Raw genomic sequence first — 26,261 nt, 5'->3', positions numbered from 1 at the left:
ACATAAAAAACCACAAGACTGAGGTTGTTATGGATTTTGAACAGATTGCCCGCTCGCTCCTGCCGCTGCTCGGCGGCAAAGAGAATATCGCCAGCGCCGCCCACTGCGCCACGCGCCTGCGGCTGGTGCTGGTAGATGACGCCAAAGCCGACACCGCCGCCATCGGCAATGTCGAGGGCGTGAAAGGCTGTTTTCGCAACGCAGGCCAGCTGCAAATTATTTTCGGCACGGGCGTGGTCAATAAAGTCTATGCCGCGTTTATCACAGTCGCCGGGATCAGCGAATCGAGCAAATCGGAAGCCGCAAGCGTGGCGGCACGCAAGCTGAACCCGTTCCAGCGCATCGCCCGCCTGCTCTCTAATATCTTTGTGCCGATCATTCCGGCGATTGTGGCGTCCGGCCTGCTGATGGGCCTGCTCGGCATGGTGAAAACCTATGGCTGGGTCAGCCCGGATAACGCGCTCTATATCATGCTGGATATGTGCAGCTCGGCGGCGTTTATCATTCTCCCTATCCTGATTGGTTTTACCGCCGCGCGGGAATTTGGCGGCAACCCGTATCTGGGCGCGACGCTTGGCGGCATCCTCACCCACCCGGCGCTCACCAACGCCTGGGGCGTGGCCGCAGGCTTCCACACCATGAATTTCTTCGGGATAGAAGTCGCGATGATTGGCTACCAGGGCACGGTTTTCCCGGTCCTGCTGGCGGTGTGGTTTATGAGTATTCTGGAAAAACAGCTGCGCCGGATTATCCCGGACGCGCTGGATCTGATCCTGACCCCCTTCTTTACCGTGATTATTTCCGGTTTCGTGGCGCTGCTGGTGATTGGCCCGGCGGGCCGCGCGCTGGGCGACGGTATCTCGCTGGTGTTAAGCACGCTGATTACCCACGCGGGCTGGCTCGCGGGGCTGCTGTTCGGCGGGCTTTACTCGGTGATTGTAATTACCGGCGTGCATCACAGCTTCCATGCGATTGAAGCCGGGCTGCTTGGCAACCCGTCTATTGGCGTTAATTTCCTGCTGCCCATCTGGGCGATGGCGAACGTGGCGCAGGGCGGCGCGTGTCTGGCGGTGTGGTTTAAAACCAAAGATGCCAAAGTCAAAGCCATTACGCTGCCGTCGGGTTTTTCGGCGCTGCTCGGCATTACCGAGGCGGCCATTTTCGGGGTCAACCTGCGCTTCGTGAAGCCGTTTATCTCCGGGCTTATCGGCGGTGCGGCGGGCGGCGCGTGGGTTGTCTCCACCCATGTCGGCATGACGGCGGTCGGCCTGACCGGGATTCCCGGTATGGCGATTGTTCAGGCCAGCTCGCTGCTGAATTATGTCATCGGCATGGCGATCGCCTTCTGTATCGCCTTTGCGGTCTCTTACCTGTGGAAATACAAAACGGACGCTGAATAATGACCACCCGCACGCTGCTGCCTGCCATTTTACAGGCTGTGATGAAAGGCCAGCCGGTCGCGCTTGGCGATCGCCACTACCCGCGCTGGCACCTGGCCCCGGTGACGGGCCTGATGAACGACCCGAACGGTTTTATCCATTTTCAGGGGCGCTACCACCTGTTTTATCAGTGGAACCCGCTGGGCTGTGCGCATCAGCATAAATGCTGGGGGCACTGGAGCTCGGCGGATCTGACGCACTGGCAACACGAGCCGCTGGCGCTGATGCCGGATGAAGAGTATGACCGAAACGGCTGTTATTCCGGCAGCGCGGTGGATGACAACGGGCGACTGACGCTCTGCTATACCGGCAACGTGAAATTTGACGACGGCACCCGCACCGCCTGGCAGTGTCTGGCGGTGCAGAACGCGGATGGCGGTTTCGACAAGCTCGGCCCGGTGATGCCGCTGCCCGGCGGCTATACCGGCCATGTGCGCGACCCGAAAGTCTGGCGTCACGGCGAGCACTGGTACATGGTGCTGGGCGCGCAGGATCTGGAATTGCAGGGCAAAGTGCTGCTGCTGCGCTCCGACAATCTGTGGAACTGGGAAAACCTGGGCGAGATCGCCGGCAGCACGCTCGGCGGGCTTGGCGAGTCGGGTTACATGTGGGAGTGCCCGGACCTTTTCATGCTGGACGGCAAAGCGATTCTGATCGCCTGCCCGCAGGGCGTAACGCGCGAAGAAAAGCGCTATCTCAACACCTATCCGAGCGCGTACCTGTGCGGCGATCTCGATTACGACACGCCGGAATTTCGTCACGGCACGCTGACAGAGCTGGACGCCGGCTTTGAGTTTTACGCGCCGCAAACCACGCTCGCCGACGATGGCCGCCGGTTACTCATCGGCTGGATGGGCGTGCCGGACGGCGAAGAGATGTTGCAGCCAACGGTGGCGCAGGGCTGGATCCATCAGATGACCTGCCCGCGCGAACTCTCGCTTCGCGACGGCAAACTCAGCCAGCAGCCGGTACGCGAACTTGCCGCGCTGCGCGGCGAGGAACAGCGCCTGGAGGGCGTGGCCGCCACGCTCTCGCCGCTCGCGGCGGAAAGCCTGGAGCTGATGCTGGAGGCGCAGGGCGACGTCACGCTCGATTTCGCCGCCACCCTGCGTCTTGAGTGGACGCGCGACGGCCTGCGGCTTTCACGCCGGAGCCTCGCCACCGGCGAATGGCAGTATCGCTACTGGCAGGGCGACGCCCGCCGCCTGCATATTCTGTGCGACCGTTCCAGCGTTGAGATATTCATTAACGACGGCGAAGGCGTGATGAGCAGCCGCTATTTCCCGGCGGCCAACGTGACGCTTGGTTTTGAAGGCGACGCGCATCTCCGGCTGCGCTACTGGTCGTTACGCGCCTGCATGGTAGAATGAAGGTTTGACCACTCACCGAACCGAAGCCGTGCGAAAAACCAAACGCGTTACCATCAGTGATATCGCCGCCCTGGCGGGGGTTTCCAAAGCCACCGCCAGCCTGGTGCTCAATGGACGAGGCAAAGAGCTGCGCGTGGCGCAGGAGACGCGCGAGCGCGTTCTGGCTATCGCCCAGCAGCATCATTATCAGCCGAGCATCCACGCCCGTCTGCTGCGCGACAACCGCAGCCATACGCTGGGCCTGGTGGTGCCGGAGATAACCAACTACGGTTTCGCGGTGTTTTCTTACGAGCTGGAAACCTTGTGCCGCGAGGCGGGGCTACAGCTGCTTATCTCCTGTACCGATGAAAATCCGGGTCAGGAGACGGTGGTGGTGAATAACCTGGTATCACGCCAGGTGGACGGGCTTATCGTCGCCTCCAGCATGCTGAGCGACAGCGACTATGTGAAGCTCAGCGAACAGCTCCCGGTGGTGCTGTTCGACCGCCATATGAACGACACCCAACTGCCGCTGGTCATCACCGATTCCATTACGCCAACCGCCGATCTGGTGGAGCGCATCGCCCGCCAGCACCCGGACGAGTTCTATTTTCTCGGTGGCCAGCCGCGTCTTTCGCCGACCCGCGATCGTCTGGAAGGTTTCAAACAAGGGCTGGCGCGGGCGGGCGTTGAGTTACGCCCGGAGTGGATCATTCACGGCAATTATCATCCGAGCAGCGGCTATGAGATGTTCGCCGCGCTCTGCGCCCGGCTGGGACGCCCGCCGAAAGCGCTGTTTACCGCCGCCTGCGGCCTGCTGGAAGGGGTGCTGCGCTACATGAGCCAGCATCGCCTGCTGGAAAGCGATATCCATCTGGCGAGCTTTGACGATCACTATCTCTATGATTCGCTGTCGGTGCGCATCGACACCGTGCAGCAGGATTGCCGCCAGCTGGCGCTGGACTGCTTTGAGATGATCACCCAACTGGTGGATGACAAAGAACCGACGCCGCTGCAGCGTTACCTTCCGGCCACGCTGCAATGGCGTCATCCGGCGGATTAACGCTTCACGTTAAAGAGTTTGGGGATTTCGCGCAGGCACCAGGCTTTCGCCTCGCCCATGCTGTCGCGACGCCAGGCCATGATAATGTCCACTTCGCTGGTGGATTCCGGGCTGACAACGCGCAGCCGCCCTTCGGCGATATCTTTTTCCACCAGCGGATACGGCATCGTCGCCACGCCAAGCCCGGCAAGGAGCGCCTGGCGCTTATCTTCGATGGACGTCACCGTAAGCCTCGGCTGTTTATCCAGCAACTGCACCGTCAGCACCGGGCGTTCGCGCGCGGTGTCCGCCACCGCCACGCCCCGATACTTCACGCGCGTCACCTCTGACAGCGGCTCCGGCTCGTCGTGAATCGGGTGATCCGGCGCGGCTACATAGACATTCATCAGCGTATACAGCTTGCGGGAGTTGATCTCCGACGACGAGCGAAAGTGCATATCCGGCGCGATGACAATATCGGCGCGCCCCTGCTCCAGCCGCTCCCAGGCACCCGCCAGCACTTCGGTAATGAACGAGAGCTGCGTGTTGGCTTTGGCGGCGAGTTTATCCACCAGCGGGAACAGGCACGGCGTAGGCACCAGCGCCTCGGCGACGATAGTCAGGTGCGTCTCCCAGCCGCGCGCCAGCGCTTCGGCGTCCGTGGTGAGCTTATCCGCCGCCTCCAGTAGTACGCGTCCACGCTCCAGCAGCATGCGCCCGACATTGGTGAATTTAGTGCGGTGCCCGGAGCGGTCAAACAGCACCACATCCAGCTCTTCTTCCAGCTTCTGCATGGTGTAGCTCAATGCAGACGGCACGCGGCCCAGTTCGTCGGCCGCGGCGGCGAAACTGCCGCGCCGGTCGATAGCGTCCATCACGCGCAGCGCCTCAAGCGTCAATGCCCTTTCTTTAGCCATCAGGTTCTCGTTCAGGAAATTTGAATATACCCAGCAGATTAACTGGCTAACAATGCAGCGTCCACACCCTTAACATAAAAGCCTGTCAAGAGAGGTAAAATTATGATTATTACGAGAACAGCCAAACAGTGTGGGCAAGCTGACTATGGATGGCTGCAGGCTCGCTATACCTTTTCCTTTGGCCACTACTTCGATCCGAAACTGCTGGGCTACGCCTCACTGCGCGTACTGAACCAGGAAGTGCTGGCGCCCGGCGCCGCGTTCCAGCCGCGTACCTATCCGAAAGTCGATATCCTGAACCTGATTCTCGACGGCGAAGCGGAATACCGCGACAGCGACGGCAATCACCTGCGCGCGAAAACGGGCGACGCGCTGCTGCTCGCGACCCAGCCGGGCGTGAGCTATAGCGAGCATAACCTGAGCAAAGACCATTCGCTGACGCGGATGCAGCTCTGGCTCGACGCCTGCCCGGAGCGGGAAAACCCGACGGTGCAGAAAATCGCGGTCGGCCCGCAGGCGCGCCAGCTTCTCGCCTCGCCGGATGGCGCGGATGGCAGCCTGCAACTGCGCCAGCAGGTGTGGTTGTGGCATATCGCGCTGAATGAAGGGGAATCGGTCAGTATGCCCCTTAACGGGCCACGCGCCTATTTACAGTCGATCCACGGCACGGTCCACGTGAAGACCGAAACGGAAGACAAAGAGGCATTAACCTGCGGAGACGGCGCGTTTATTCGTGACGAGGCTAACATAACCCTTATTGCGGATTCGCCGCTGCGCGCTTTGCTGGTAGATTTGCCGGTGTAACAGAAGATGCAGAACGCTGCATCAGGAGTCATAAAATGAGTACCATCACACAGCAAAATAAAGTCACGCAGTTGACTGCTTCACCCGCCCTGCAGGAAGCGCATACACGCGCCGGAGCGCAACAAGAATTTACCTACGATTGCATGCTCAGCGAGCTGGAAGCCATTATCGCTGAAGCCGAAGTGCGCCTGGCCGAGGAAGATGCCGCCTGACGTACGCTCACCGGGCGGGCCGGATGGCTCGCCTTTCTCTGCATCTGTATTTGCCTGTCTGCGTTTGTTTTTCACATCCCCGTTGATACCGAACATCAAGCCGCGTTCTTTTCATAGAAAGCGTCGTGGACGGTCATTCATCTTCATCCCGCCCATAAAACAAAAACCCCGCCGAAGCGGGGTTTTTCTAAAATGTAAAGCTTGCCGGTAAGCCGCGTTCTTTTCATAGAAGGCGTCGTGGACAATCATTCCTCTTTGCCCCACCCATAAAGCAAAAACCCCGCCGGAGCGGGGTTTTCTAATGTGTGAAGCTTGCCGGTAAGCCGCGTTCTTTTCATGGAAAGCGTCGTGGACAGTCATTCATCTTTACCCCGCCCATAAAGCAAAAACCCCGCCGGAGCGGGGTTTTCTAATGTGTGAAGCTTGCCGGTAAGCCGCGTTCTTTTCATGGAAAGCGTCGTGGACAGTCATTCATCTTCATCCCGCCCCAAAAAGCAAAAACCCCGCCGGAGCGGGGTTTTCTAATGTGTGAAGCTGACCGGTAAGCCGGGTTCTGTCGTGGACAGTCATTCATCTAGGCCAGCAATCGCTCACTGGCTCAAGCAGCCTACCCGGGTTCAGTACGGGCCGTACCTTGTGAACCCCTATTTGGCCTTGCTCCGGGTGGAGTTTACCGTGCCGCGAACTGTTGCCAGACGCGCGGTGCGCTCTTACCGCACCCTTTCACCCTTACCTGATCCCACTTGCGTGGGCCATCGGCGGTTTGCTCTCTGTTGCACTGGTCGTAGGCTTGCGCCCCCCAGGCGTTACCTGGCACCCTGCCCTATGGAGCCCGGACTTTCCTCCCCTCCGTCCGTCTCCCCGAAAGGACGACGACGAAGCGGCGACTGTCTGGTCAGCTTCGGCGCGGAGTATAGAGGGTTTGCCCGCCGCTGTCACGCCCGATCACGGTTTATCGCGCCGTCAGTCCTGCTGTTCCAGCGCATATTTATAAAGCGCGTTCTTCTTCACGCCGTGGATTTCCGCCGCCAGCGCTGCCGCTTTTTTGAGCGGCAGCTCGGCCTGCAGCAACGCGAGCGTGCGAAGCGCGTCAGGCGGCAGCGCGTCTTCCTGCGCTTTATGCCCTTCGACAATCAGCACCATTTCGCCCTTGCGGCGGTTTTCATCGTCTTTCACCCAGGCGAGCAGCTCGCCCACCGGCGCGCCGTAAATAGTTTCCCAGGTTTTGGTCAGCTCGCGCGCCAGCAGCACGTAACGGGATTCGCCCCAGACGGCCACCATATCTTCCAGGCTTTCCAGCAGGCGATGAGTAGACTCATAAAAAATCAGCGTGCGCGGCTCCTGCTCCAGCGCCTTCAGCGCGTCGCGGCGGCCTTTGGATTTGGCCGGTAAAAAACCTTCATAGCAGAAACGGTCAGAGGGCAAACCCGCGGCGGAAAGCGCAGCGATAGCGGCGCACGGCCCCGGCAGCGGCACCACGCGCAGCCCGGCTTCGCGGCAGGCGCGCACCAGGTGATAGCCAGGGTCGTTAATCAGCGGCGTACCGGCGTCGGAGACCAGCGCGATGTTCTGCCCTTCGCGCAGTTTGGCTATCAGGGTTTCCGCTTTTTGCTGTTCGTTATGGTCGTGCAGCGCAAAAAGCCGGGCGCTGATAGCAAAATGTTGCAGCAGCAGACCGGTATGACGGGTATCCTCAGCGGCGATAAGATCGACGGACTGCAATACTGTCAGGGCGCGTTGCGTGATGTCGCCGAGATTGCCGATAGGCGTCGGGACGATATAGAGCTGGCCCTGAGAATTCTGCGCCGAATCGTTTTGTTTCATTGTTTCGTCCGTATTGCCGATTTAAAATTGAACATTCACCAGAAAAAACCACTGGATACAGTATGGTACCTTCAAAATTTTCCGGCTCTAAAGCCGCGCGTTGTCTGCCTGTCCTGCTGGCAGCCCTGTTTTTCGCAGGCTGCGGCACGCAGACGCCTGATCAAAGCACTGCGCATCTGCAGGGCGAAGCCAAAGCGGACTCCGGCTTTTATCTGCACCAGATGGAACAAAGCCGTGATGATAGCAAGACCAACTGGCAATTACTCGCCATACGTGCACTGCTCAGTGAAGGCAAACGCGAGCGCGCCATCACGCTCTACGGCGAGCTGCCGCAAAACCTGACGGACATCCAGCGTCGCGAAGCGTCGCTGCTGGAGGCGCAAATCAAACTGGCGCAGCAGGATTATCAGGGCGCCGCCGCGCTGCTCGATAAAATCAGCCCGACGGATCTGAACGACGAACAGAAAGCCCGTTACTGGCAGGCGAAAATCGATGCAAGTCAGGGCCGCCCGTCGCTGGAACTGCTGCGTGCTCTGATCGCCCAGGAGCCGCTGTTACAGGGCGCTGCGAAGCAGAAAAATATCGACGCCACCTGGCAGGCGCTGTCGCAGATGTCTGCGGATCAGGCAAAAGCGCTGGTTATCAACGCCGATGAAAACACGCTCCAGGGCTGGCTTGATCTCCAGCGCGTCTGGCTCGACAACCGCAACGATCCGAAAATGCTTCAGGCAGGCGTGAAAGACTGGCAGACGCGCTACCCGCAGAATCCGGGCGCGAAAATGCTGCCGTCGCAGCTTGCCAACCTGCAAAACTACAAGCCTGCCTCTGCCGATAAAATCGCGCTGCTGCTGCCGTTAAATGGCCAGGCGGCCGTGTTTGGCCGCGCCATTCAGCAGGGTTTTGAAGCGGCGAAAAACGCGGGCACCAGCCCGGTCGCGGCGCAGTCGTCAACGCCAGCGCCCGCACAGGCGGATAACGCCGCGCTGCCTACGGACAGCACCCAGCCTCAGCCGACCGATGGCGTGGCAAGCCCCGCTGCCGCGCCGGTCGACGATCTGGCCGCACAGCCGGACGCGCCGCAAAACACCCAGCCCGCACAGCAACCGGTTGATGCCCAGCCTGTCGCCGCGGCCCCCGCGAACCCTGCCGCGGAAATTAAAATCTATGACACCAGCTCGCAGTCCATCACGCAGATCCTGGCGCAGGCACAGCAGGATGGCGCAAGCCTGGTCGTCGGCCCGCTCCTGAAAGAGAGCGTGGACGGCGTACTGAAAAGCGGCACGCCGCTGAACGTGCTCGCGCTTAACCAGCCGGAGACGGTGCAGAACCGCCCGAACGTCTGCTATTTCGCGCTGTCGCCGGAAGATGAAGCCGCTGACGCCGCTGCCCATATCTGGCAGGAAGGCAAACGCGCACCGCTGCTGCTGGTGCCTTACAGCGCGCTCGGCGATCGCGTGACGAAAGCCTTCGCTGACCGCTGGACGCAGCTTGGCGGCGGTACGGTGTTGCAGCAGAAATTTGGCTCCGTCAACGAGCTGAAAATGAACATCAACGGCGGTACGGGTATTGCGCTGACAGGTTCGCCTGTCGCGGCCAGCCTGCCGCAGCAGCAGCCTGTGACCATTGGCGGCCTCTCCATTCCGGCACCGCCGACCGACGCGCAAATTACCGCAGGCACCAGCGGCAATGTCGACGCCGTTTACATTCTCGCCACGCCGTCTGAAATTGCGCTGATCAAGCCAATGATCGCCATGCGCGCGGGCAGCCACAGCGGGGCGACGTTGTATGCCAGCTCGCGCAGCGCTCAGGGCGGCTCCGGCCCGGATTTCCGTCTCGAAATGGAAGGCCTGGAGTTCAGCGATATCCCGATGCTTACCGGCAGCAACCCGGCGCTGATGCAGCAGGCGCTCGCGGCGGTGAATAACGACTATTCGCTGGCGCGTCTGTATGCGATGGGCGTGGATGCCTGGTCGCTGGCGAACCATTTCTCCCAGATGCGTCAGGTGCCGGGCTTCCAGCTCAGCGGTAATACCGGCGCGCTTAGCGCAACACAGGACTGCGTCATTAACAGGAAGTTAACGTGGCTCAAATACCAGCAAGGACAGTTGGTTCCGGCCAACTAAGCCGCAAAGAGACCGGTGCCGCCTGGGAAGCCCAGGCGCGCGCCTTTCTTGAGCGTAAGGGACTGCGCTTTATCGCCGCCAATGTGCATGAGCGCGGCGGCGAAATCGATCTCATCATGGATGACCGGGGCGTGACGGTGTTCGTCGAAGTGCGCTACCGCCGCGCCAGTCTGTATGGCGGCGCGGCCGCCAGCGTCACCCGCAGCAAACAACAAAAATTGTTACACACCGCCCGATTGTGGCTCGCGCGCCACAATGGGAGCTTTGATACTGTGGATTGCCGGTTCGATGTGTTAGCCTTCACCGGCAATGAAACCGAGTGGATAGCGAACGCCTTTTCGCTCCACGCCTGAACTGACGTAACGCTCAAAGGATAATCGTGCTAGAAAGAATCAAAGTCTGCTTTACGGAAAGCATTCAAACCCAGATTGCGGCGGCGGAAGCACTCCCGGATGCGATTTCACGTGCGGCCATGACCCTGGTTCAGTCTCTCCTTAACGGCAACAAAATCCTCTGCTGCGGCAACGGCACGTCCGGCGCCAACGCGCAGCATTTCGCGGCCAGCATGATCAATCGTTATGAAACCGAACGGCCCGGTTTACCTGCCATTGCACTAAATACCGATAATGTGGTCTTAACGGCGATAACCAACGACAGGCTGCATGAAGAAGTGTATGCCAAACAGGTACGCGCGCTGGGTCACGCCGGGGATGTCCTGCTGGCTATTTCTACCCGTGGTAACAGCCGCGACATCGTGAAAGCCGTAGAAGCGGCCGTCACCCGCGATATGACTATCGTGGCGCTGACGGGCTACGACGGCGGTGAGCTGGCGGGCCTGCTGGGGCCGCAGGATGTGGAGATCCGTATTCCTTCCCATCGCAGCGCGCGTATTCACGAGATGCATATGCTGACGGTCAACTGCCTGTGTGATCTTATCGATAACACATTGTTTCCACACCAGGATGATTAAGGAGTGCTCATGAAGGCCATTAAACCCCTTGCGGTGGTGATGACCGCGCTAGTGCTACAGGGCTGCGTTGCGGCAGCCGTCGTCGGAACCGCGGCCGTCGGCACCAAGGCCGCCACCGATCCGCGCAGTGTGGGTACTCAGGTTGATGACGGGACGCTGGAGCTGCGCGTGAATACCGCGCTTGGCAAAGATCAACAGCTGAAGAAAGAAGCGCGGATTAACGTGACCGCCTATCAGGGTAAAGTGTTGCTGACCGGTCAGTCGCCGAACCCGGAACTGGCATCCCGCGCGAAACAGATAGCGATGGGCGTGGAAGGTGCGACGGAAGTGTTTAACGAGATCCGCAACGGTCAGCCGATTGGGTTGGGCACCGCGTCGTCGGATACCTGGATAACCACCAAAGTGCGCTCCCAGCTGCTTGGCAGCGATCAGGTGAAATCGTCTAACGTGAAGGTGACGACCGAGAACGGCGAAGTGTTCCTGCTGGGTCTGGTGACCGAGCGTGAAGGCCGCGCGGCAGCGGATACCGCAAGCCGCGTAAGCGGCGTGAAACACGTGACGACCGCGTTTACCTACATTAAGTAATTCCCTCATCCCGCCCTCTCTCCGCCGGGGAGAGGGCTTCTGTAACATCCTTACACTTATGACGATGGCGGGTGCGCTTCGCTTACCCGCCCTACAGTAAGGGGATGCTTTTTGCTTTTGTAGGGTGGGTAAGCGAAGCGCACCCACCTTTCCAGTATTAAAAAACCAGCGCCAGCGCGCCTGTCACCGCGCCCGCCAGCATCACCATCCCGCCGGTCAGCCATAGCGCTTTCGCCGGGAAGGCCTTACGCAGCATGATAAGCGAAGGCAGACTTACCGCCGGCAGCGTCACCAGCAGCGCCAGCCCCGGCGCAACGCCCATGCCCGCCATCATCATCGTCTGCACAATCGGGATTTCCGCGGCGGTCGGGATCACGAACAGACAACCGGCAATCGCCATTGCCAGCACCCAGAACAGCGTATTGCCCACCGCGCCATCGGCGTGCGGGAACAGCCAGACGCGCGCGGCACCCAGCACGAGCACCGCCAGCAAATAGACCGGGATCGTATTCCAGAAGAGCGTCCAGAGCGCCCGGAACCAGCGCGCCATAAAGCTGCCCTGCGGCGCTTCTGCGGGCTGAACCGCCTCTGGCAGCGCAGGCGCTGGCGTATCGGCCACGAACCGCTGCACCAGCGACGCGATGCCAATCACCATCACCAGCCCCACCGCCACGCGGATAAGCGTAAATTCCCAGCCCAGCACGAAGCCCATAAACACCAGCGTTGCCGGGTTCAGCAGCGGGTTGCCGAGCCAGAACGCCAGCGCGCCGCCCATCGACACCGACTGACGGCGCATCCCGGCGGCAACCGGCGCGGCGCAGCAGGTACACATCATGCCCGGCAGTGAAAACAGCGTGCCAAGCAGCGTACCGCGAAAACGCGGCTGGCCCAGCGTGCGCACCAGCCAGTCGCGCGGGATCAGCACCTGAATCAGCGAGCCCAGCAGCACGCCGAGCACGGCGGCTTTCCAGACGGCGAGAAAATAGATACCGGCGTAATCGAGCGCCGCGCGCAGCGGGTTATCCTGCGCATTCGCGAGAATAGAATTGCCGATGCTGTGCGTTTGTGCCGCGGTAAAGGCTTTGCCGTAATAGGGCTGCCATTTGACGTACCACAGGCCAATAAACAGGACGAGAAAAAACAGCGCGGGTTTCCACCATGCGGGGGATTTCGGCGCCAGAGATGAAGACTGACCAGCCATAACATTCCTCTGGAAAACAGGGGGTAAATTTTTGCCGGTCAATAGTACGCCCGCCGGGCGCGTTTTGAAACGCGGTTCAGCGCGCCGTTTGTGCGGCTATTTCGCGCAATTGCGCTGAATCAAGCACCGCGACATCTTCTTGTGCAGGCGACAGCGCCGCATTCATCATGGCCTGCGCCACGGTCTGCGCCTCAATGGCTTTCCACTTACCTGGCAGCAGGCGAAACAGCGGCGCCATAAAAGATTCCCCGGCGCGGCGCTTTTCGCGATCGCCGATGAGCAGCGATGGGCGCGCGATCGTCAGCCGCGGCCAGCCCTGCGCCTTCAGCGCCGTTTCCATCTCGCCCTTCACCCGGTTATAGAAAAACGGCGAATTAGGGTTCGCGCCGAGCGCGCTGACCACCAGCATATGCTTTGCGCCAAGGCGCAGCCCGGCGAGCGAGGTGTCCACTACCAGCGTGTAATCAGCCAGAATAAACGCCTCTTTGCTGCCCGCCTCGCGCCGCGTGGTGCCAAGACAGCAAAAAACGATATCCAGCGGCGCGCTGAGCTGCGTCAGCACATCGGAGAGCTGCGGGTCGCACGGGTTTTCCACTTTATGCATCGGCACGCGCAGCGGGCGGCGCGTTGGTGCGATAATCGACGTCACGCGCGGCTCATCAACCAGCATCCGCAGCAGATGACTGCCCACGAGACCGCTGGCACCCGTTATCAATACTCGACTCATGATCGCTCCTTTGCAGAATCTTCTGCCTTGCAATGTCAGCACCCTGAACCAGGCTTAATAGTCTGTGTGGTTTAAGTATTTACCATTTCTGGCAAAAGCCATTACTGCACATCACCGTTCTGTTAAAGACACCAAGGGAGGCGTAATGAGCAAGAAGATTGCAGTCTTAATCACTGATGAGTTTGAAGATTCCGAATTCACATCCCCGGCGGCTGAGTACCGCAAAGCCGGACATGAAGTGATCACCATCGAGAAAGAGGCCGGTAAAACCGTCACCGGTAAACAGGGCGAAGCGAAAGTCACCATTGATAAGGCGATCGACGAGGTAAGCCCGGCAGATTTTGACGCCCTGCTGCTGCCTGGCGGCCATTCGCCGGACAGCCTGCGCGGCGATGACCGTTTTGTCACCTTTACCCGCGATTTCGTCAATACCGGCAAACCGGTGTTCGCTATCTGCCACGGACCGCAGCTGTTAATCAGCGCCGATGTGATCCGCGGACGTAAGCTGACCGCCGTTAAGCCTATCGTGATTGACGTGAAAAACGCCGGGGCGGAGTTCCACGATCAGGAAGTGGTCGTCGATAAAGACCAGCTGGTAACCAGCCGCACGCCGGAAGACTTGCCTGCGTTTAACCGTGAGGCGTTACGCCTGCTCGGCGCGTAACCAGACGAGTTTTTTACCAAACCCCAGGGTGTTGTCAGTAAATTTGATCTCATCAAGACGGATCTCCCACAGCGGGGAGGACATCACCCTGGCCACCGGAAAGCGGCGGTTATAGCGCTCGCGCAAGGCCTCGCTTTCCGGCTCTTCCACCAGCCGTAATTCTCCCGAGAACTGCACGCCGCGGATAAGCGCTACGGTTTTGGTCTGCCCGTTAACCGTACCCGCGACAGGCGCCAGCTTGCCTGCCATTTTGCCGTGTCGGCTTTCGGTATCGCTTAACAGATAAAACGCCACCCGTTCACGATCGTAAAGGTAAAACGCGTTCGCGCACCAGAGCGCTTCTCCATTGCCGACGCAATACGTGACGACATGCTGTTTAGCGAGCCATTTGCTGATGGCGTCGAGAGCGTCCATTGTTTCTCCTGTCGGGGATAATCATGGTAAGGTGCGGCCAGATGTGACTGCCGCTGATATTCATTATGGAAGAATGGTTTCTTTATCTGATCCGTTGCCCCGATAACCGGCTTTATACCGGCATCACCACTGATGTGGCGCGCCGCTTCGCCCAGCATCAGCGCGGCAAGGGCGCCAAAGCGCTGCGCGGTAAAGGCGAGCTGACGCTGGTTTTCAGCGCGCCCGCGGGCAATCGCTCCGAGGCGTTGCGCGCCGAATACCGCATCAAGCAGCTGACGAAACGGCAGAAAGAGCAACTGGTCGCAGGCGAGCTGGCGTTTGAGGCGATGAAAAGCGCACCGCAAACGCCCTGAGATCAGAAACGGTTAAAATGTTCGTGGTAGTCCACGGGGCCGTGCACGCCGTTCAGGGCGTCATCAGCGAGACGGTGTACCTGGAACGCCGCTTCAGCGCCAGGCCAGCGGCAGTGCAGATCGTAACGGGCGGCGGGCTCAAAGCCCAGACGGTTGTAAAACTCCGGCGCGCCCAGCGTGACGACCGCCGCGTAACCGAACTCATTGAGCGAATCGAGCCCTTCGTACACGAGCTGACGGCCAATCCCCTGCCCGCGCCACTCTTCGTCGACCGCGAGCGGCGCAAGCCCCAGCCACTGACGCTCTTCGCCCGCCACGGTGACGGGGCTGAATGCGACATAACCGACCACCTGCCCTTCATCATCCGTTGCGACCAGCCCCAGCGTCAGCAGTCCGTCTTCACGGAGCGCGTGCACCAGCTCCGCCTCGTCGGCGCGACCGAACGCCCGGCGAAGTAACGCGTCGATGCCCGGCGCATCAATGGGGATTTCTACACGAATCAGCATGGTTCACCTATGGAGGTTGCTTTGGTTAGCGGCGAGACGGCAAGCCCCGCTTCAACGAAGTCCGCCAGTTGCAGCAACATGACGCGCAGCGGTTTTGGCATCGCGTCGAGCTCAATGGCGTCCATCAGATTCTTCACATATAACCCTAATTCAGTATCGCCTTCAATCACCAGACGACGCTGGAAGAAAAGCGTATCGGGATCCTGCTTGCGCGCGGCGATCATCAGCAGATCGGCGGCGTCCGCGCGGAAGGTGACATCAGCCTCGGCCTGTTCGCGCACAATGAGCTTGTCATTCTCAACCGACGTGAACCAGCGCAGGCCAATATCGCGCACCTCAATGCCAAGCCAGCGGCCTTCCAGAAACGCCAGTTCGTCATCCGCCAGCGCCTGACGGAATTGCCAGCCGAGCAGTTGCTCCAGCACCTGGCGCTTGAGCGCAAACGGCGCGAGCGCCACCGGCGTTTTCAGAAGCGAAGGGCCAAGATGTACCAGACAGGAACGCAGATTATTCAACACGGGCTTTTCTCCTTGCCAGATCACAATGGCCGTTATTGTGCCATATCGGCCAGGCGAGATAGCGGCTCAAATCAAGCTTTGCGCCTTCGCAGGTACCCCTTTATAGATGCCATCAATACGACATTAGCTGCCTTAAATCAAAAATTGTCGCGGACGGGTTAACTAAAATCGCCGTTCGTTAACAATTTCGCTGCCTTTATGCAGCGCGCCAGGCCGCATTCGGCCTGCTTTTATTTTCAGGACACGCTATGGAGTTGCTTTGCCCGGCCGGTAACCTTCCGGCTCTGAAGGCGGCCATCGATAATGGCGCGGATGCGGTCTATATCGGTCTGAAAGACGATACCAACGCCCGCCACTTCGCTGGCCTCAACTTTACCGAGAAGAAATTGCAGGAAGCGGTCAGTTATGTGCATCAGCACGGCCGTAAACTGCACATCGCCATTAATACCTTCGCGCACCCTGACGGCTATGAACGCTGGGAACGCGCGGTGGATATGGCCGCCCAGCTCGGCGCCGACGCGCTGATCCTGGCCGATGTCGCGATGCTGGAGTACGCCACTACCCGCTATCCGCACGTGGAGCGTCATGTGTCGGTCCAGGCGTCCGCCACCAACGAAGCTGCCATTCGCTTTTACCAGCGCCATTTCGACGTGGCCCGCGTGGTGCTGCCGCGCGTGTTATCCATTCATCAGGTGAAACAACTGGCGCGCGTGACGCCGGTGCCGCTGGAAGTGTTCGCCTTCGGTAGCCTGTGCATCATGGCGGAAGGCCGTTGCTATCTCTCCTCTTACCTCACCGGTGAATCGCCCAATACCGTAGGCGCCTGTTCGCCTGCGCGCTTCGTGCGCTGGCAGCAGACGGAACAGGGGCTGGAATCGCGCCTGAACGATGTGCTGATTGACCGCTACCAGGAAGGCGAAAACGCCGGATATCCGACGCTCTGCAAAGGCCGGTATCTGGTGGACGGGCAGCGTTATCACGCGCTCGAAGAGCCCACCAGCCTGAATACGCTGGAGCTGCTGCCGGAGTTGCTGGCGGCCAATATCGCCTCGGTGAAAATCGAAGGCCGCCAGCGCAGCCCGGCTTATGTCAGCCAGGTGGCGAAAGTCTGGCGTCAGGCTATCGACCGTTGTAAAGCCGACCCGCAGCGCTTTGCGCCGCAACCGGCCTGGATGGACGCGCTCGGCGCGATGGCTGAAGGCACCCAGACAACGCTCGGCGCGTACCACCGCAAATGGCAGTAAGGAGAGCAGAATGAAATACGCATTAGGGCCGGTGCTGTACTACTGGCCGAAAGCGACGCTTGAGAGCTTTTACGAAGCTGCGGCGCAGAGCAGCGCCGATGTGATTTATCTCGGCGAGGCGGTGTGCAGCAAACGGCGCGAGACTAAAGCCGCCGACTGGCTGGCGCTTGCCAGAACGCTCGCGGCCAGCGGCAAACAGGTGGTTATCTCAACGCTGGCGCTCGTGCAGGCACCCTCGGAGCTGACCGAGCTGAAGCGCTATATTGATAACGGCGAGTTTCTGATTGAGGCCAACGATTTTGGCGCGGTGGGGCTGGCGGCCGAGCGCAAGCTGCCGTTCGTCGCGGGCCATGCGCTGAACTGCTACAACGCCGTTACGCTGCGTCTGCTGCTGAAAGACGGCATGACGCGCTGGTGTATGCCGGTGGAGCTGTCCCGCGACTGGCTGGTGAATCTGCTCGATCAGTGCGACGCGTTGGGTATCCGCCATCAGTTTGAAGTGGAAGTGCTGAGCTATGGTCATCTGCCGCTCGCTTACTCCGCCCGCTGCTTTACCGCGCGTTCAGAAGACCGGCCGAAAGACGAGTGCGAAACCTGCTGCATCAAATACCCCAACGGGCGCAGCATGCTCTCGCAGGAGAACAGCCAGGTATTTGTGCTGAACGGCATTCAGACCATGAGCGGTTATGTCTATAACCTCGGCAATGAGCTGTCGTCGATGGCAGGGCTGGTGGATATGGTGCGTCTCTCGCCGATGGGCCCCGAAACACTGGAGATGCTCGACGCGTTCCGGGCCAACGAAAACGGCACCGCGCCGCTGCCGCTCGCCGCACACAGCGACTGCAACGGGTACTGGCGCAGGCTCGCCGGGATGGCGCTGCAGTCATAAGAAAAGGCTCACTTTGTTAACAGCATTTTGCGGGAGTTCATGCAGTATGAAAGGACAGCTTTCCGGCCGGGCCGCGGGCAAAATCCCCGAAATGCGCCAGGCTGGAAGAAGACCTTCAATCTGATGACTATGCTGTAATTAAGTGAGCCGTTATGTCTGATAAATCTGTTGTGCCTTTTTCGGTGCTCGATCTCGCGCCGATCCCGCAAGGCTCCTCCGCCCGTGAGGCGTTCCACCACTCGCTCGATTTAGCCCGCCTCGCCGAGAAGCGCGGCTACGACCGCTACTGGCTGGCGGAACATCACAATATGACCGGCATCGCCAGCGCCGCGACGTCGGTACTGATTGGCTATCTCGCCGCCAATACCACCACGCTGCGCCTGGGCTCCGGCGGCGTGATGCTGCCTAACCACGCCCCGCTGGTGATTGCCGAGCAGTTCGGCACGCTCGACGCGCTCTATCCTGGCCGTATTGAGCTGGGCCTGGGCCGTGCGCCGGGCAGCGATCAGCGCACGATGATGGCGCTGCGCCGCCATATGAATCATGACATCGATAACTTCCCGCGTGATGTGAAAGAGCTAACGGACTGGTTCGACGCCCGCGATCCGAACCCGGCGGTACGTCCGGTGCCGGGTTACGGCGCAAAACTCCCGGTATGGCTGCTGGGTTCAAGCCTTTACAGCGCGCAACTGGCCGCGCAGATGGGCCTGCCGTTCGCGTTCGCGTCGCATTTCGCGCCGGATATGCTGTTGCAGGCCCTGCACCTCTACCGCACGCACTTCCAGCCTTCTGAGCGCCTGGAAAAACCGTATGCGATGGTGTGCATTAATATCGTCGCCGCCGACAGCAATCGCGATGCGGAGTTTCTGTTTACCTCAATGCAGCAGGCGTTTGTGAAGCTGCGCCGCGGCGAAACCGGCCAGTTGCCGCCGCCAATTGAGTCTATGGAAAGCTTCTGGAGCCCGGCGGAGCAGTACGGCGTTCAGCAGGCGCTCAGTATGTCGCTGGTTGGCGATAAAGCGAAAGTCCGCCACGGACTGTTGTCCATTTTGCGTGAAACCGACGCCGATGAGATTATGGTTAACGGGCAGATTTTCGATCACGACGCGCGGCTGCACTCGTTTGATCTCGCCATGCAGGTGCGGGAAGCGCTGTTAAGCTAATGCGGTTTTCGCCCTCTCCCGCCGGGAGAGGGCAAAGCAATGATTACTGATAGACCGGCAGCAGGTTGAAGCTGGAAAGCAAGTGCACCACCGCGTTGCCGAGCCCAAACAGCAGGATCAACGCAATCATCCCCTTCCCGCCCCAGACGCGAAAGTGTGGGCTGCCGAAGCGCTTGCGTGACGCACGCGCCAGCAGTGCCGGCACAATCGCCGCCCAGATGGTCGCCGCAAGGCCAGCATAGCCAATCGCATACAGAAAACCGTTCGGCCACAGCAGCCCGCCCGCCATCGGCGGTAAAAACGTCAGCAACGCCGTTTTGAGACGCCCGCGCGGCGAATCGTCAAAGCCAAAAAGATCGGCCAGATAGTCAAACAGCCCCAGCGTCACGCCCAGGAAAGAACTCGCCACGGCGAAGTTGGAAAACACAATCAGCAGCACATCCAGCGTGCGACTGTTCAGCACGTCGCTCAGCGCGCCTACCAGCACATCGATATTGCCGCCCGCCTTCGCGATGCCGATAAATTCCGGGCGCGGAATGTTGCCCATCGTCGCCAGCAGCCAGACGATGTAAAGCGCCAGCGCAATCAGCGTTCCCAGAACCAGGCAGCGAATAATCACGCCTGGCGCTTTACCGTAATATTTCATCAGGCTCGGCACGTTGCCGTGGTAGCCGAAAGACGCCAGGCAAAACGGCAGCGTCATTAAGAGATACGGCGTGTAACTCGGGCTCGCCTCAACGGTGTTAAACAGCGTGGCGGGCTCCACATGGCCCAGCAGGCCGCCGAACGTCAGAAAGAACGTAATGACCTTGGCACCCAGTACAATGGCCGTCATCCGGCTTACGGCATGCGTGGAGAGCCAGACGATAAACGCTACCACCAGCGCGAAGCCAAACCCTGCCAGCCGCGCGGGCACGTCGATATTCATGCCCGCGAGCGTGTGGTGGAGCACTGAGCCGCTGGCTGAGATATAGGCGTACGTCAGGATATAGAGCACAAACGCGACGGACGCGCCATTCACCACGTTCCAGCCCTTACCGAGCAAGTCGCGGGTGATGGTGTCGAAGCTGGCGCCGATATGGTAGTTGAGGTTAGCTTCCAGCAGCATTAACCCGGAATGCAGCATACAAAACCAGGTGAACACCAGAGCGAGCAGCGACCAGAAAAACCACGCGCCGGACATTACGACCGGCAGAGAGAACATGCCTGCGCCGATGATTGTACCGGCGATAATCACAACGCCGCTTAAAAGCGAAGGTGAAGCGCTGCGGGCAACGAGTGTGGTCATAAAGCTTTCCCGTGAAAGTGATGCTGATGATTCATTGTACCAGTACGCGAGTACAAAAAGGAGAAAAAATTATGGCTTTAATAAAGCATGACGTCTTCGGCTGGCCGCAGCGCAGTATGGCAGCGAATTTATCAGGCAGTCGCTTGCGGTACAGCACGTTAGTTTTTTTGTCAGAAAGGCGTGCAGCCAGGAAGGATGGGACTCTGCAAGGCGAGCGCGCTGAATGGCGCCCATAAAAAAAGCCCCGGCATGGCCGGGGCTTGTTGTCAGACTTTCTGCGCTTATGCGTCGCCGAAACGACGGCGCGGGGTCGCTGCGTCATCACGACGCGGGCCGCGGCCGCCTTCACGACGATCGCCGCCGAAGCTACGACCGCCTTCGCGACGTTCGCCGCTGAAACGACGACCTTCGCCACGGCCTTCACCGCGACCGCCTTCACGACGTTCGCCACCGAAACCACGACCACCGCCGCCAGGACGACGATCGCCGCGCGGCTGTGCATCACCCATCAGCTGCATATTCATCGGCTTGTTCAGAATACGCGTACGGGTGAAGTGCTGCAGCACTTCGGTCGGCATGCCTTTCGGCAGCTCAATGGTGGAGTGAGACGCGAACAGCTTGATGTTACCAATGTAACGGCTGCTGATATCACCTTCGTTGGCGATAGCGCCCACGATGTGACGCACTTCGACGCCATCATCGCGGCCCACTTCGATGCGGTACAGTTCCATATCGCCAGCGTCACGACGCTCACGACGCGGACGATCTTCACCGTTGCGGTCGCCACGCGGGCCACGATCGTTACGGTCGCCACGACGCTCGAAACGGTCATCGCGATCGCGGAATTCACGCTTCGGACGCATCGGCGCATCCGGCGGCAGGATCAGCGGACGTTCGCCCTGCGCCATTTTCAGCAGCGCAGCAGCCAGCGTTTCCACATCCAGCTCGCCTTCCGGCTGAAGCTTGGTCAGCAGCGCACGGTACTGGTCCAGATCGCTGCTTTCCAGCTGCTGCTGTACTTTCGCGGCGAATTTTTCCAGACGGCGTTTGCCCAGCAGTTCTGCGTTCGGCAGCTCTACTTCCGGAATGGTCAGCTTCATGGTGCGTTCAATGTTACGCAGCAGACGACGCTCACGGTTCTCAACGAACAGCAGCGCACGACCTGCACGGCCCGCACGACCGGTACGGCCGATACGGTGAACGTAAGACTCGGAGTCCATCGGGATGTCGTAGTTCACCACAAGGCTGATACGCTCAACGTCCAGACCACGCGCCGCAACGTCGGTTGCGATCAGGATATCCAGACGACCGTCTTTCAGACGCTCCAGCGTCTGCTCGCGCAGGGCCTGGTTCATGTCACCGTTCAGCGCGGCGCTGTTGTAGCCGCTGCGCTCCAGCGCTTCAGCCACTTCCAGGGTCGCGTTTTTGGTGCGCACGAAGATAATCGCCGCGTCAAAATCTTCCGCTTCCAGGAAACGCACCAGCGCTTCGTTTTTACGCATGCCGTACACAGACCAGTAGCTCTGGCTGATGTCCGGGCGAGTGGTGACGCTGGACTGGATGCGCACTTCCTGCGGCTCTTTCATAAAGCGGCGGGTGATGCGACGAATCGCTTCCGGCATGGTCGCGGAGAAGAGCGCGGTCTGATGTTCAGCCGGGATCTGCGCCATGATGGTTTCAACGTCTTCGATGAAGCCCATACGCAGCATTTCGTCTGCTTCGTCCAGTACCAGGCCTTTCAGGTTAGAAAGATCCAGCGTACCGCGCTTGAGGTGATCCAGCAGACGGCCCGGCGTACCGACCACAATCTGCGGACCCTGGCGCAGTGCGCGCAGCTGCACGTCATAACGCTGGCCGCCATACAGGGCCACGACGTTTACGCCATGCATATGTTTAGAGAAATCGGTCATGGCTTCAGCAACCTGAACCGCCAGTTCGCGGGTCGGAGCCAGAACCAGAATCTGCGGCGCGCGCAGAGTTTCATCAATGTTGTGGAGCAGCGGCAGTGAGAACGCTGCGGTTTTGCCGCTACCGGTCTGGGCCATACCCAGAACGTCGCGACCACCCAGCAGATGCGGAATACATTCTGCCTGGATTGGAGATGGTTTTTCGTAACCCAGATCGTTAAGGGCTTCAAGGATTGGAGCCTTCAGGCCCAGATCAGTAAAAGTGGTTTCGAATTCAGCCATGTAGTACGAGTGCCTCAGAATTAATGGCGGCCAGTCTACATAACTCATCGTGAAAATTTTCTGCAATTTTCATTAAAAGTGTGAACCGGCTCAAAGTAGGTGTATTAACGAACAAACAAGCCCTCACCGGTTAAGGTGATGACTTTAGTAAAAAAATCCGTGGGCTGAAATGTTCGTCAGCTATTGCTGGTCCGATTCTGCCAGGTCATCTTGCTCCTGGCCCAAGAGCGCTAATTCCAACAATGCATAACGGTGCTCAACGAAGTTGTGGACGTTGTTAGCAACCGCTAATTTGAACAGTGCCGTGGCGCTGTCCTTATCCCCCAGACTTAGGTAGTACTTACCTAAATAGAAGTTGGTTTCACTGAGATGCTCAGCGAGCGAGGTGTTATCCGTTGCGTCTGCCTTCAGGCGTTCCATTAGCGTTTTTTCGCTAATGTCGCCGAGCCAGAATTCGACAATGTTCCATCCCCACTGTTCTTTGTCCGATTTCTCAAAGCGTTCTTGCAAGGCCGCTTTGGCCTGTTTCTCATCCATTTTGCTTTCAGCAAGGAAGAGCCACAGACTACGGAAAGGATCATTGGGATCGTCGTGATAAAACGCCAGCAGATCATCTTGCGCTAATCGGTAACGTCCGCCGTAATAGAGGGCGATACCGCGATTCAAATGCGCGTAGTTGTAAGTTGGATCAAGCTCAAGTACAGAATCAAACGCTTCATAGGCAGCATCAAAATTGCCTGCCTGCGTTAAATAAATGCCTAAGTAGTTGAATACTTCAGGCATATCGGGGCGGATAGCCAGCGCTTGTGAAAAATCATTTCGCGCCAGTGCCCGCAAACCAAGACTATCATACAACACTCCGCGCTCATATAAAAGCTGTGCGCGTTCATCATCGGTTAAAGCCCGACTTGCGAGGATCTGCTCCATGCGTGCGAGGATCACTTCTTGCTGCAAGGCCGGTTGCAATGGCACCGCCAGGACCTCGCTCTTACGCCAGGCAGAGTTGCTGCATCCTGCCAGCGTGAGTGCTGTCGCAACGAAACACCAGCGCAATAAAGGCTTCATTTCCTACTCCCGAAGACAACTATTGGATGAACGTCCTGTCCCCCGGCTGCAAACGGGGCATCCTGCCTCGTAACAAATGGCTCTCCGTGTCGCCACGGAGAGCTAAACGGCAAACCTTACTCGGCTTCCGGCGCAGCAGGGGCTGCTGCTTCCTGAGTCTGCTCGGTTGCTTCTTTGATGCTCAGACGTACGCGGCCCTGACGGTCAACTTCCAGTACCTTAACCGGTACTTCCTGACCCATCTGCAGATAGTCGGTCACTTTCTCAACGCGCTTGTCGGCGATCTGAGAGATATGTACCAGACCTTCTTTACCGCCGCCGATTGCGACGAAGGCACCGAAGTCAACGATGCGGGTCACTTTACCATTGTAGATACGGCCCACTTCGATTTCAGCGGTAATCTCTTCGATACGACGAATTGCGTGTTTCGCTTTCTCGCCGTCGGTCGCTGCAATTTTCACCGTACCGTCATCTTCGATTTCGATGGTGGTGCCGGTTTCTTCGGTCAGCGCACGAATCACAGAGCCGCCTTTACCGATCACGTCTTTGATCTTGTCCGGGCTGATCTTAATGGTGTGAATACGCGGTGCGAACTGAGAGATATCGCCACGCGGTGCGTTGATAGCCTGTTCCATCACGCCAAGAATGTGCAGACGCGCACCTTTAGCCTGATTCAGCGCCACCTGCATGATCTCTTTGGTGATGCCTTCGATTTTGATATCCATCTGCAGCGCAGTGATACCTTCACGGGAACCGGCTACTTTGAAGTCCATGTCGCCCAGGTGGTCTTCGTCACCCAGAATATCGGACAGTACGACAAAGTTTTCGCCTTCTTTCACCAGACCCATCGCAATACCCGCGACAGCGGCTTTAATCGGCACGCCCGCGTCCATCAGCGCCAGAGAAGCGCCACACACGGAAGCCATGGAAGAAGAACCATTGGATTCGGTGATTTCAGACACCACGCGGACGGTGTACGGGAAGCGGTCAGCTGCCGGCATGACTGCCAGTACGCCGCGTTTCGCCAGACGACCGTGACCAATTTCACGACGCTTCGGAGAACCGACCATGCCGGTTTCGCCGACAGAGTACGGAGGGAAGTTGTAGTGGAACAGGAAGCGGTCAGTACGCTCGCCCATCAGTTCGTCGATGTTCTGCGCGTCGCGTTCGGTACCGAGCGTCGCGGTAACCAGCGCCTGCGTTTCACCACGGGTGAAGAGCGCGGAACCGTGAGTACGCGGCAGTACGCCAGTGCGCACGTCCAGGCCACGGATCATGTCTTTTTCGCGACCATCGATACGCGGTTCGCCAGCCAGTACGCGGGAACGAACAACGTTCTTCTCGATAGCGTGCAGGATGTCGCCCAGCTCGTTTTCGTCAAGCGCGTCGCCTTCGGCCTGTTCAGCCTGCAGTGCCGCGATGACGTCCGCTTTGATAGCGTCGATCTGGCTGTAACGTTCTTGTTTATCAGTGATGCGGTACGCGTCGCTCAGACGAGATTCAGCCAGCGCTTTCACGCGCGCGTTGAGCGCTTCGTTAGCGGCTTCAGGCTGCCAGTCCCAGCGCGGTTTGCCCGCTTCTTTCACCAGATCGTTGATATTCTGAATCACAACCTGCTGCTGCTCGTGGCCGAACACCACGGCGCCCAGCATCTGATCTTCGCTCAGCAGTTCAGCTTCGGATTCCACCATCAGCACGGCGCTTTCAGTACCAGCGACAACCAGATCCAGTTTGCTGGATTTCAGCTCATCCTGGGTCGGGTTCAGTACGTACTGGTCGTTGATGTAACCCACGCGCGCGGCACCAATCGGGCCGTTGAATGGAATACCGGACAGAGACAGCGCAGCGGACGCGCCGATCATCGCAACAATATCCGGGTTAACCTGCGGGTTAACGGAAACGACGGTCGCGATAACCTGAACTTCGTTAACGAAGCCTTCCGGGAACAGCGGACGCAGCGGGCGGTCAATCAGACGCGCGATCAGCGTTTCGCCTTCGCTCGGACGGCCTTCACGACGGAAGAAACCGCCCGGGATGCGGCCAGCAGCGTAGGTACGCTCCTGATAGTTAATGGTCAGCGGGAAAAAGTCCTGGCCCGGCTTCGCTTTTTTAGCACCAACTACGGTCACGAATACCGCAGTGTCATCCATGCTTACCATCACGGCAGCAGTGGCCTGACGAGCCATCATTCCGGTTTCAAGAGTGACAGTATGTTGACCATACTGAAATTTGCGGACGATCGGATTAAGCAAAATTATACCCTTTCTAAATGAAGAACAGCACGCCCAAAGCCGTGCTGACAGTACCCGATCTTCTTTGCATCCTCGCGACTAATGACAACCTTAACCCGCCTGTGCGGATAAAGCCTCTCATTAGCCGCGCGAACCTCTGCAACGAAGATCATACTTAGCAACAATACATGAGTTTACTCGCAATTGCTGCCGTCTGGTCGAAAAAAGGGGCCGTAAAGGCCCCCTTTTCTGAAACTCGCAGTGATTAGCGACGCAGACCCAGGCGCTCGATCAGCGCAGTGTAGCGTGCTACATCTTTACGTTTCAGGTAGTCGAGCAGTTTACGACGCTGAGAAACCATGCGCAGCAGACCACGACGGCTGTGGTGATCTTTTTTGTGCTCTGCAAAGTGACCCTGCAGGTGGTTGATCTGCGCAGTCAGCAGGGCAACCTGAACTTCGGTAGAACCGCTGTCGTTCTCACCACGACCAAACTCAGAAACGATTTTAGCTTTAGCTTCAACGCTTAGAGACATTTTTAACTC

27 protein-coding genes and 1 other RNA gene are annotated in these 26,261 nt (G+C 59.0%); 14 read left to right on the top strand and 14 right to left on the bottom strand.

What is annotated here, in order from left to right; translation table 11 throughout:
- The first annotated feature begins 29 nt into the window (after nt 1-29).
- The 3 genes from G9X48_RS12810 to G9X48_RS12800 are packed head-to-tail and all read left to right on the top strand — an operon-like array spanning nt 30 to nt 3,851.
- Nucleotides 30-1,400 (top strand): sucrose-specific PTS transporter subunit IIBC, encoded by a 1,371-nt coding sequence (locus G9X48_RS12810; protein WP_007780533.1) that lies wholly within the window; start codon nt 30-32, stop codon nt 1,398-1,400.
- Nucleotides 1,400-2,809 (top strand): sucrose-6-phosphate hydrolase, encoded by a 1,410-nt coding sequence (locus tag G9X48_RS12805; protein ID WP_097641485.1) that lies wholly within the window; start codon nt 1,400-1,402, stop codon nt 2,807-2,809. Before G9X48_RS12810 ends, G9X48_RS12805 begins: the two co-directional genes overlap by 1 nt.
- Before the next feature lie 28 nt (nt 2,810-2,837).
- Nucleotides 2,838-3,851: a LacI family DNA-binding transcriptional regulator gene (locus tag G9X48_RS12800; protein WP_004385838.1), complete on the top strand. Its 1,014-nt coding sequence runs from the start codon at nt 2,838-2,840 to the stop codon at nt 3,849-3,851.
- Here the strand turns inward: G9X48_RS12800 and yhaJ are convergent.
- Nucleotides 3,848-4,747: a DNA-binding transcriptional regulator YhaJ gene (yhaJ, locus tag G9X48_RS12795; protein WP_004385839.1), complete on the bottom strand. Its 900-nt coding sequence runs from the start codon at nt 4,745-4,747 to the stop codon at nt 3,848-3,850. The two genes, G9X48_RS12800 and yhaJ, sit on opposite strands and share 4 nt — an antisense overlap.
- 102 nt (nt 4,748-4,849) lie before the next feature.
- Between yhaJ and G9X48_RS12790 the strand changes: the two genes are divergently transcribed.
- Both G9X48_RS12790 and G9X48_RS12785 read left to right on the top strand, forming a co-directional pair.
- Entirely contained in the window at nt 4,850-5,551 is a 702-nt protein-coding gene (locus G9X48_RS12790) for a pirin family protein (RefSeq protein WP_007896607.1), read from the top strand.
- A gap of 35 nt (nt 5,552-5,586) precedes the next feature.
- Nucleotides 5,587-5,763 carry a hypothetical protein gene (locus G9X48_RS12785; protein ID WP_004385841.1) on the top strand — a complete coding sequence of 59 codons (177 nt, stop codon included), beginning with the start codon at nt 5,587-5,589 and terminating at the stop codon, nt 5,761-5,763.
- 526 nt (nt 5,764-6,289) lie between these two features.
- On the opposite strand, the gene rnpB is transcribed toward G9X48_RS12785, so the two are convergent.
- Nucleotides 6,290-6,666, bottom strand: an RNA gene (gene rnpB / locus G9X48_RS12780) — RNase P RNA component class A.
- A 60-nt stretch (nt 6,667-6,726) separates the two neighbouring features.
- Nucleotides 6,727-7,587 (bottom strand): 16S rRNA (cytidine(1402)-2'-O)-methyltransferase, encoded by an 861-nt coding sequence (gene rsmI, locus G9X48_RS12775; protein WP_087600989.1) that lies wholly within the window; start codon nt 7,585-7,587, stop codon nt 6,727-6,729.
- Between the two features lie 62 nt (nt 7,588-7,649).
- Between rsmI and G9X48_RS12770 the strand changes: the two genes are divergently transcribed.
- The 4 genes from G9X48_RS12770 to dolP are packed head-to-tail and all read left to right on the top strand — an operon-like array spanning nt 7,650 to nt 11,265.
- The gene (locus G9X48_RS12770) at nt 7,650-9,710 is read left to right on the top strand and encodes a penicillin-binding protein activator (protein ID WP_097641486.1); all 2,061 of its coding nucleotides are present in this window, start codon (nt 7,650-7,652) and stop codon (nt 9,708-9,710) included.
- Nucleotides 9,668-10,063 carry a YraN family protein gene (locus G9X48_RS12765; RefSeq protein ID WP_007896617.1) on the top strand — a complete coding sequence of 132 codons (396 nt, stop codon included), beginning with the start codon at nt 9,668-9,670 and terminating at the stop codon, nt 10,061-10,063. Before G9X48_RS12770 ends, G9X48_RS12765 begins: the two co-directional genes overlap by 43 nt.
- Before the next feature lie 26 nt (nt 10,064-10,089).
- Nucleotides 10,090-10,680 carry a DnaA initiator-associating protein DiaA gene (gene diaA / locus G9X48_RS12760; protein WP_097641487.1) on the top strand — a complete coding sequence of 197 codons (591 nt, stop codon included), beginning with the start codon at nt 10,090-10,092 and terminating at the stop codon, nt 10,678-10,680.
- Between the two features lie 9 nt (nt 10,681-10,689).
- Nucleotides 10,690-11,265: a division/outer membrane stress-associated lipid-binding lipoprotein gene (dolP, locus tag G9X48_RS12755; RefSeq protein ID WP_004385041.1), complete on the top strand. Its 576-nt coding sequence runs from the start codon at nt 10,690-10,692 to the stop codon at nt 11,263-11,265.
- 157 nt (nt 11,266-11,422) lie between these two features.
- Here dolP and G9X48_RS12750 read toward each other — a convergent pair whose 3' ends face one another.
- Together G9X48_RS12750 and G9X48_RS12745 are read right to left on the bottom strand one after the other, a co-directional pair.
- Nucleotides 11,423-12,466, bottom strand: a complete 1,044-nt coding sequence (locus G9X48_RS12750; RefSeq protein ID WP_012125948.1) for a permease — start codon at nt 12,464-12,466, stop codon at nt 11,423-11,425.
- A 76-nt stretch (nt 12,467-12,542) separates the two neighbouring features.
- The gene (locus G9X48_RS12745; protein ID WP_038879339.1) at nt 12,543-13,193 is read right to left on the bottom strand and encodes an NAD(P)H-binding protein; all 651 of its coding nucleotides are present in this window, start codon (nt 13,191-13,193) and stop codon (nt 12,543-12,545) included.
- A gap of 145 nt (nt 13,194-13,338) precedes the next feature.
- Between G9X48_RS12745 and G9X48_RS12740 the strand changes: the two genes are divergently transcribed.
- Entirely contained in the window at nt 13,339-13,857 is a 519-nt protein-coding gene (locus tag G9X48_RS12740) for a type 1 glutamine amidotransferase domain-containing protein (protein ID WP_004385044.1), read from the top strand.
- Here G9X48_RS12740 and G9X48_RS12735 read toward each other — a convergent pair.
- Nucleotides 13,837-14,271 carry a YhbP family protein gene (locus G9X48_RS12735; RefSeq protein WP_004385045.1) on the bottom strand — a complete coding sequence of 145 codons (435 nt, stop codon included), beginning with the start codon at nt 14,269-14,271 and terminating at the stop codon, nt 13,837-13,839. The two genes, G9X48_RS12740 and G9X48_RS12735, sit on opposite strands and share 21 nt — an antisense overlap.
- A gap of 65 nt (nt 14,272-14,336) precedes the next feature.
- Here G9X48_RS12735 and G9X48_RS12730 point away from each other — a divergent pair, with 65 nt between their 5' ends.
- Nucleotides 14,337-14,624, top strand: a complete 288-nt coding sequence (locus G9X48_RS12730; protein ID WP_004385046.1) for a GIY-YIG nuclease family protein — start codon at nt 14,337-14,339, stop codon at nt 14,622-14,624.
- A 2-nt stretch (nt 14,625-14,626) separates the two neighbouring features.
- On the opposite strand, the gene G9X48_RS12725 is transcribed toward G9X48_RS12730, so the two are convergent.
- Together G9X48_RS12725 and G9X48_RS12720 are read right to left on the bottom strand one after the other, a co-directional pair.
- Nucleotides 14,627-15,130, bottom strand: coding sequence for an N-acetyltransferase (locus G9X48_RS12725; RefSeq protein ID WP_004385047.1), 504 nt, complete (start codon nt 15,128-15,130; stop codon nt 14,627-14,629).
- Nucleotides 15,124-15,648, bottom strand: a complete 525-nt coding sequence (locus tag G9X48_RS12720; protein WP_007888591.1) for an SCP2 domain-containing protein — start codon at nt 15,646-15,648, stop codon at nt 15,124-15,126. Before G9X48_RS12720 ends, G9X48_RS12725 begins: the two co-directional genes overlap by 7 nt.
- A gap of 248 nt (nt 15,649-15,896) precedes the next feature.
- On the opposite strand from G9X48_RS12720, the gene G9X48_RS12715 reads away from it, so the two are divergent.
- The 3 genes from G9X48_RS12715 (at nt 15,897) to G9X48_RS12705 (ending at nt 18,944) form a co-directional block, all read left to right on the top strand.
- Nucleotides 15,897-16,892, top strand: a complete 996-nt coding sequence (locus tag G9X48_RS12715; protein ID WP_097648074.1) for a peptidase U32 family protein — start codon at nt 15,897-15,899, stop codon at nt 16,890-16,892.
- Between the two features lie 10 nt (nt 16,893-16,902).
- Nucleotides 16,903-17,781, top strand: coding sequence for a U32 family peptidase (locus G9X48_RS12710; protein WP_097641489.1), 879 nt, complete (start codon nt 16,903-16,905; stop codon nt 17,779-17,781).
- A 152-nt stretch (nt 17,782-17,933) separates the two neighbouring features.
- Entirely contained in the window at nt 17,934-18,944 is a 1,011-nt protein-coding gene (locus tag G9X48_RS12705; RefSeq protein WP_097641490.1) for a luciferase-like monooxygenase, read from the top strand.
- Between the two features lie 43 nt (nt 18,945-18,987).
- Here the strand turns inward: G9X48_RS12705 and mtr are convergent, their stop codons facing one another.
- The 6 genes from mtr to rpsO all read right to left on the bottom strand — a co-directional run bounded on the left by mtr (nt 18,988) and on the right by rpsO (nt 26,252).
- The gene (mtr, locus tag G9X48_RS12700) at nt 18,988-20,232 is read right to left on the bottom strand and encodes a tryptophan permease (protein WP_007888595.1); all 1,245 of its coding nucleotides are present in this window, start codon (nt 20,230-20,232) and stop codon (nt 18,988-18,990) included.
- A 281-nt stretch (nt 20,233-20,513) separates the two neighbouring features.
- Nucleotides 20,514-22,421, bottom strand: coding sequence for a DEAD/DEAH family ATP-dependent RNA helicase (locus tag G9X48_RS12695; protein WP_007888597.1), 1,908 nt, complete (start codon nt 22,419-22,421; stop codon nt 20,514-20,516).
- Nucleotides 22,414-22,494 (bottom strand): protein YrbN, encoded by an 81-nt coding sequence (gene yrbN, locus G9X48_RS12690; protein ID WP_097563900.1) that lies wholly within the window; start codon nt 22,492-22,494, stop codon nt 22,414-22,416. The genes G9X48_RS12695 and yrbN overlap by 8 nt, the downstream gene beginning before the upstream one ends.
- A 107-nt stretch (nt 22,495-22,601) precedes the next feature.
- Entirely contained in the window at nt 22,602-23,486 is an 885-nt protein-coding gene (gene nlpI / locus G9X48_RS12685) for a lipoprotein NlpI (protein ID WP_004385054.1), read from the bottom strand.
- A 116-nt stretch (nt 23,487-23,602) separates the two neighbouring features.
- Nucleotides 23,603-25,738 carry a polyribonucleotide nucleotidyltransferase gene (gene pnp, locus G9X48_RS12680; protein ID WP_015387065.1) on the bottom strand — a complete coding sequence of 712 codons (2,136 nt, stop codon included), beginning with the start codon at nt 25,736-25,738 and terminating at the stop codon, nt 23,603-23,605.
- Between the two features lie 244 nt (nt 25,739-25,982).
- On the bottom strand, nt 25,983-26,252 hold the full coding sequence (gene rpsO / locus G9X48_RS12675; protein WP_004385056.1) for a 30S ribosomal protein S15: 270 nt from the start codon (nt 26,250-26,252) through the stop codon (nt 25,983-25,985).
- Nucleotides 26,253-26,261 lie beyond the last annotated feature (9 nt).

This window comes from Cronobacter sp. HA18006 (genome assembly GCF_011605445.1).
In the GTDB taxonomy this organism is placed as follows: Bacteria; Pseudomonadota; Gammaproteobacteria; order Enterobacterales; family Enterobacteriaceae; genus Cronobacter; species Cronobacter sakazakii.
The sequence above is the reverse complement of the archived record's forward strand: the minus strand, read 5'-3'. Positions and strand labels throughout refer to the sequence as shown.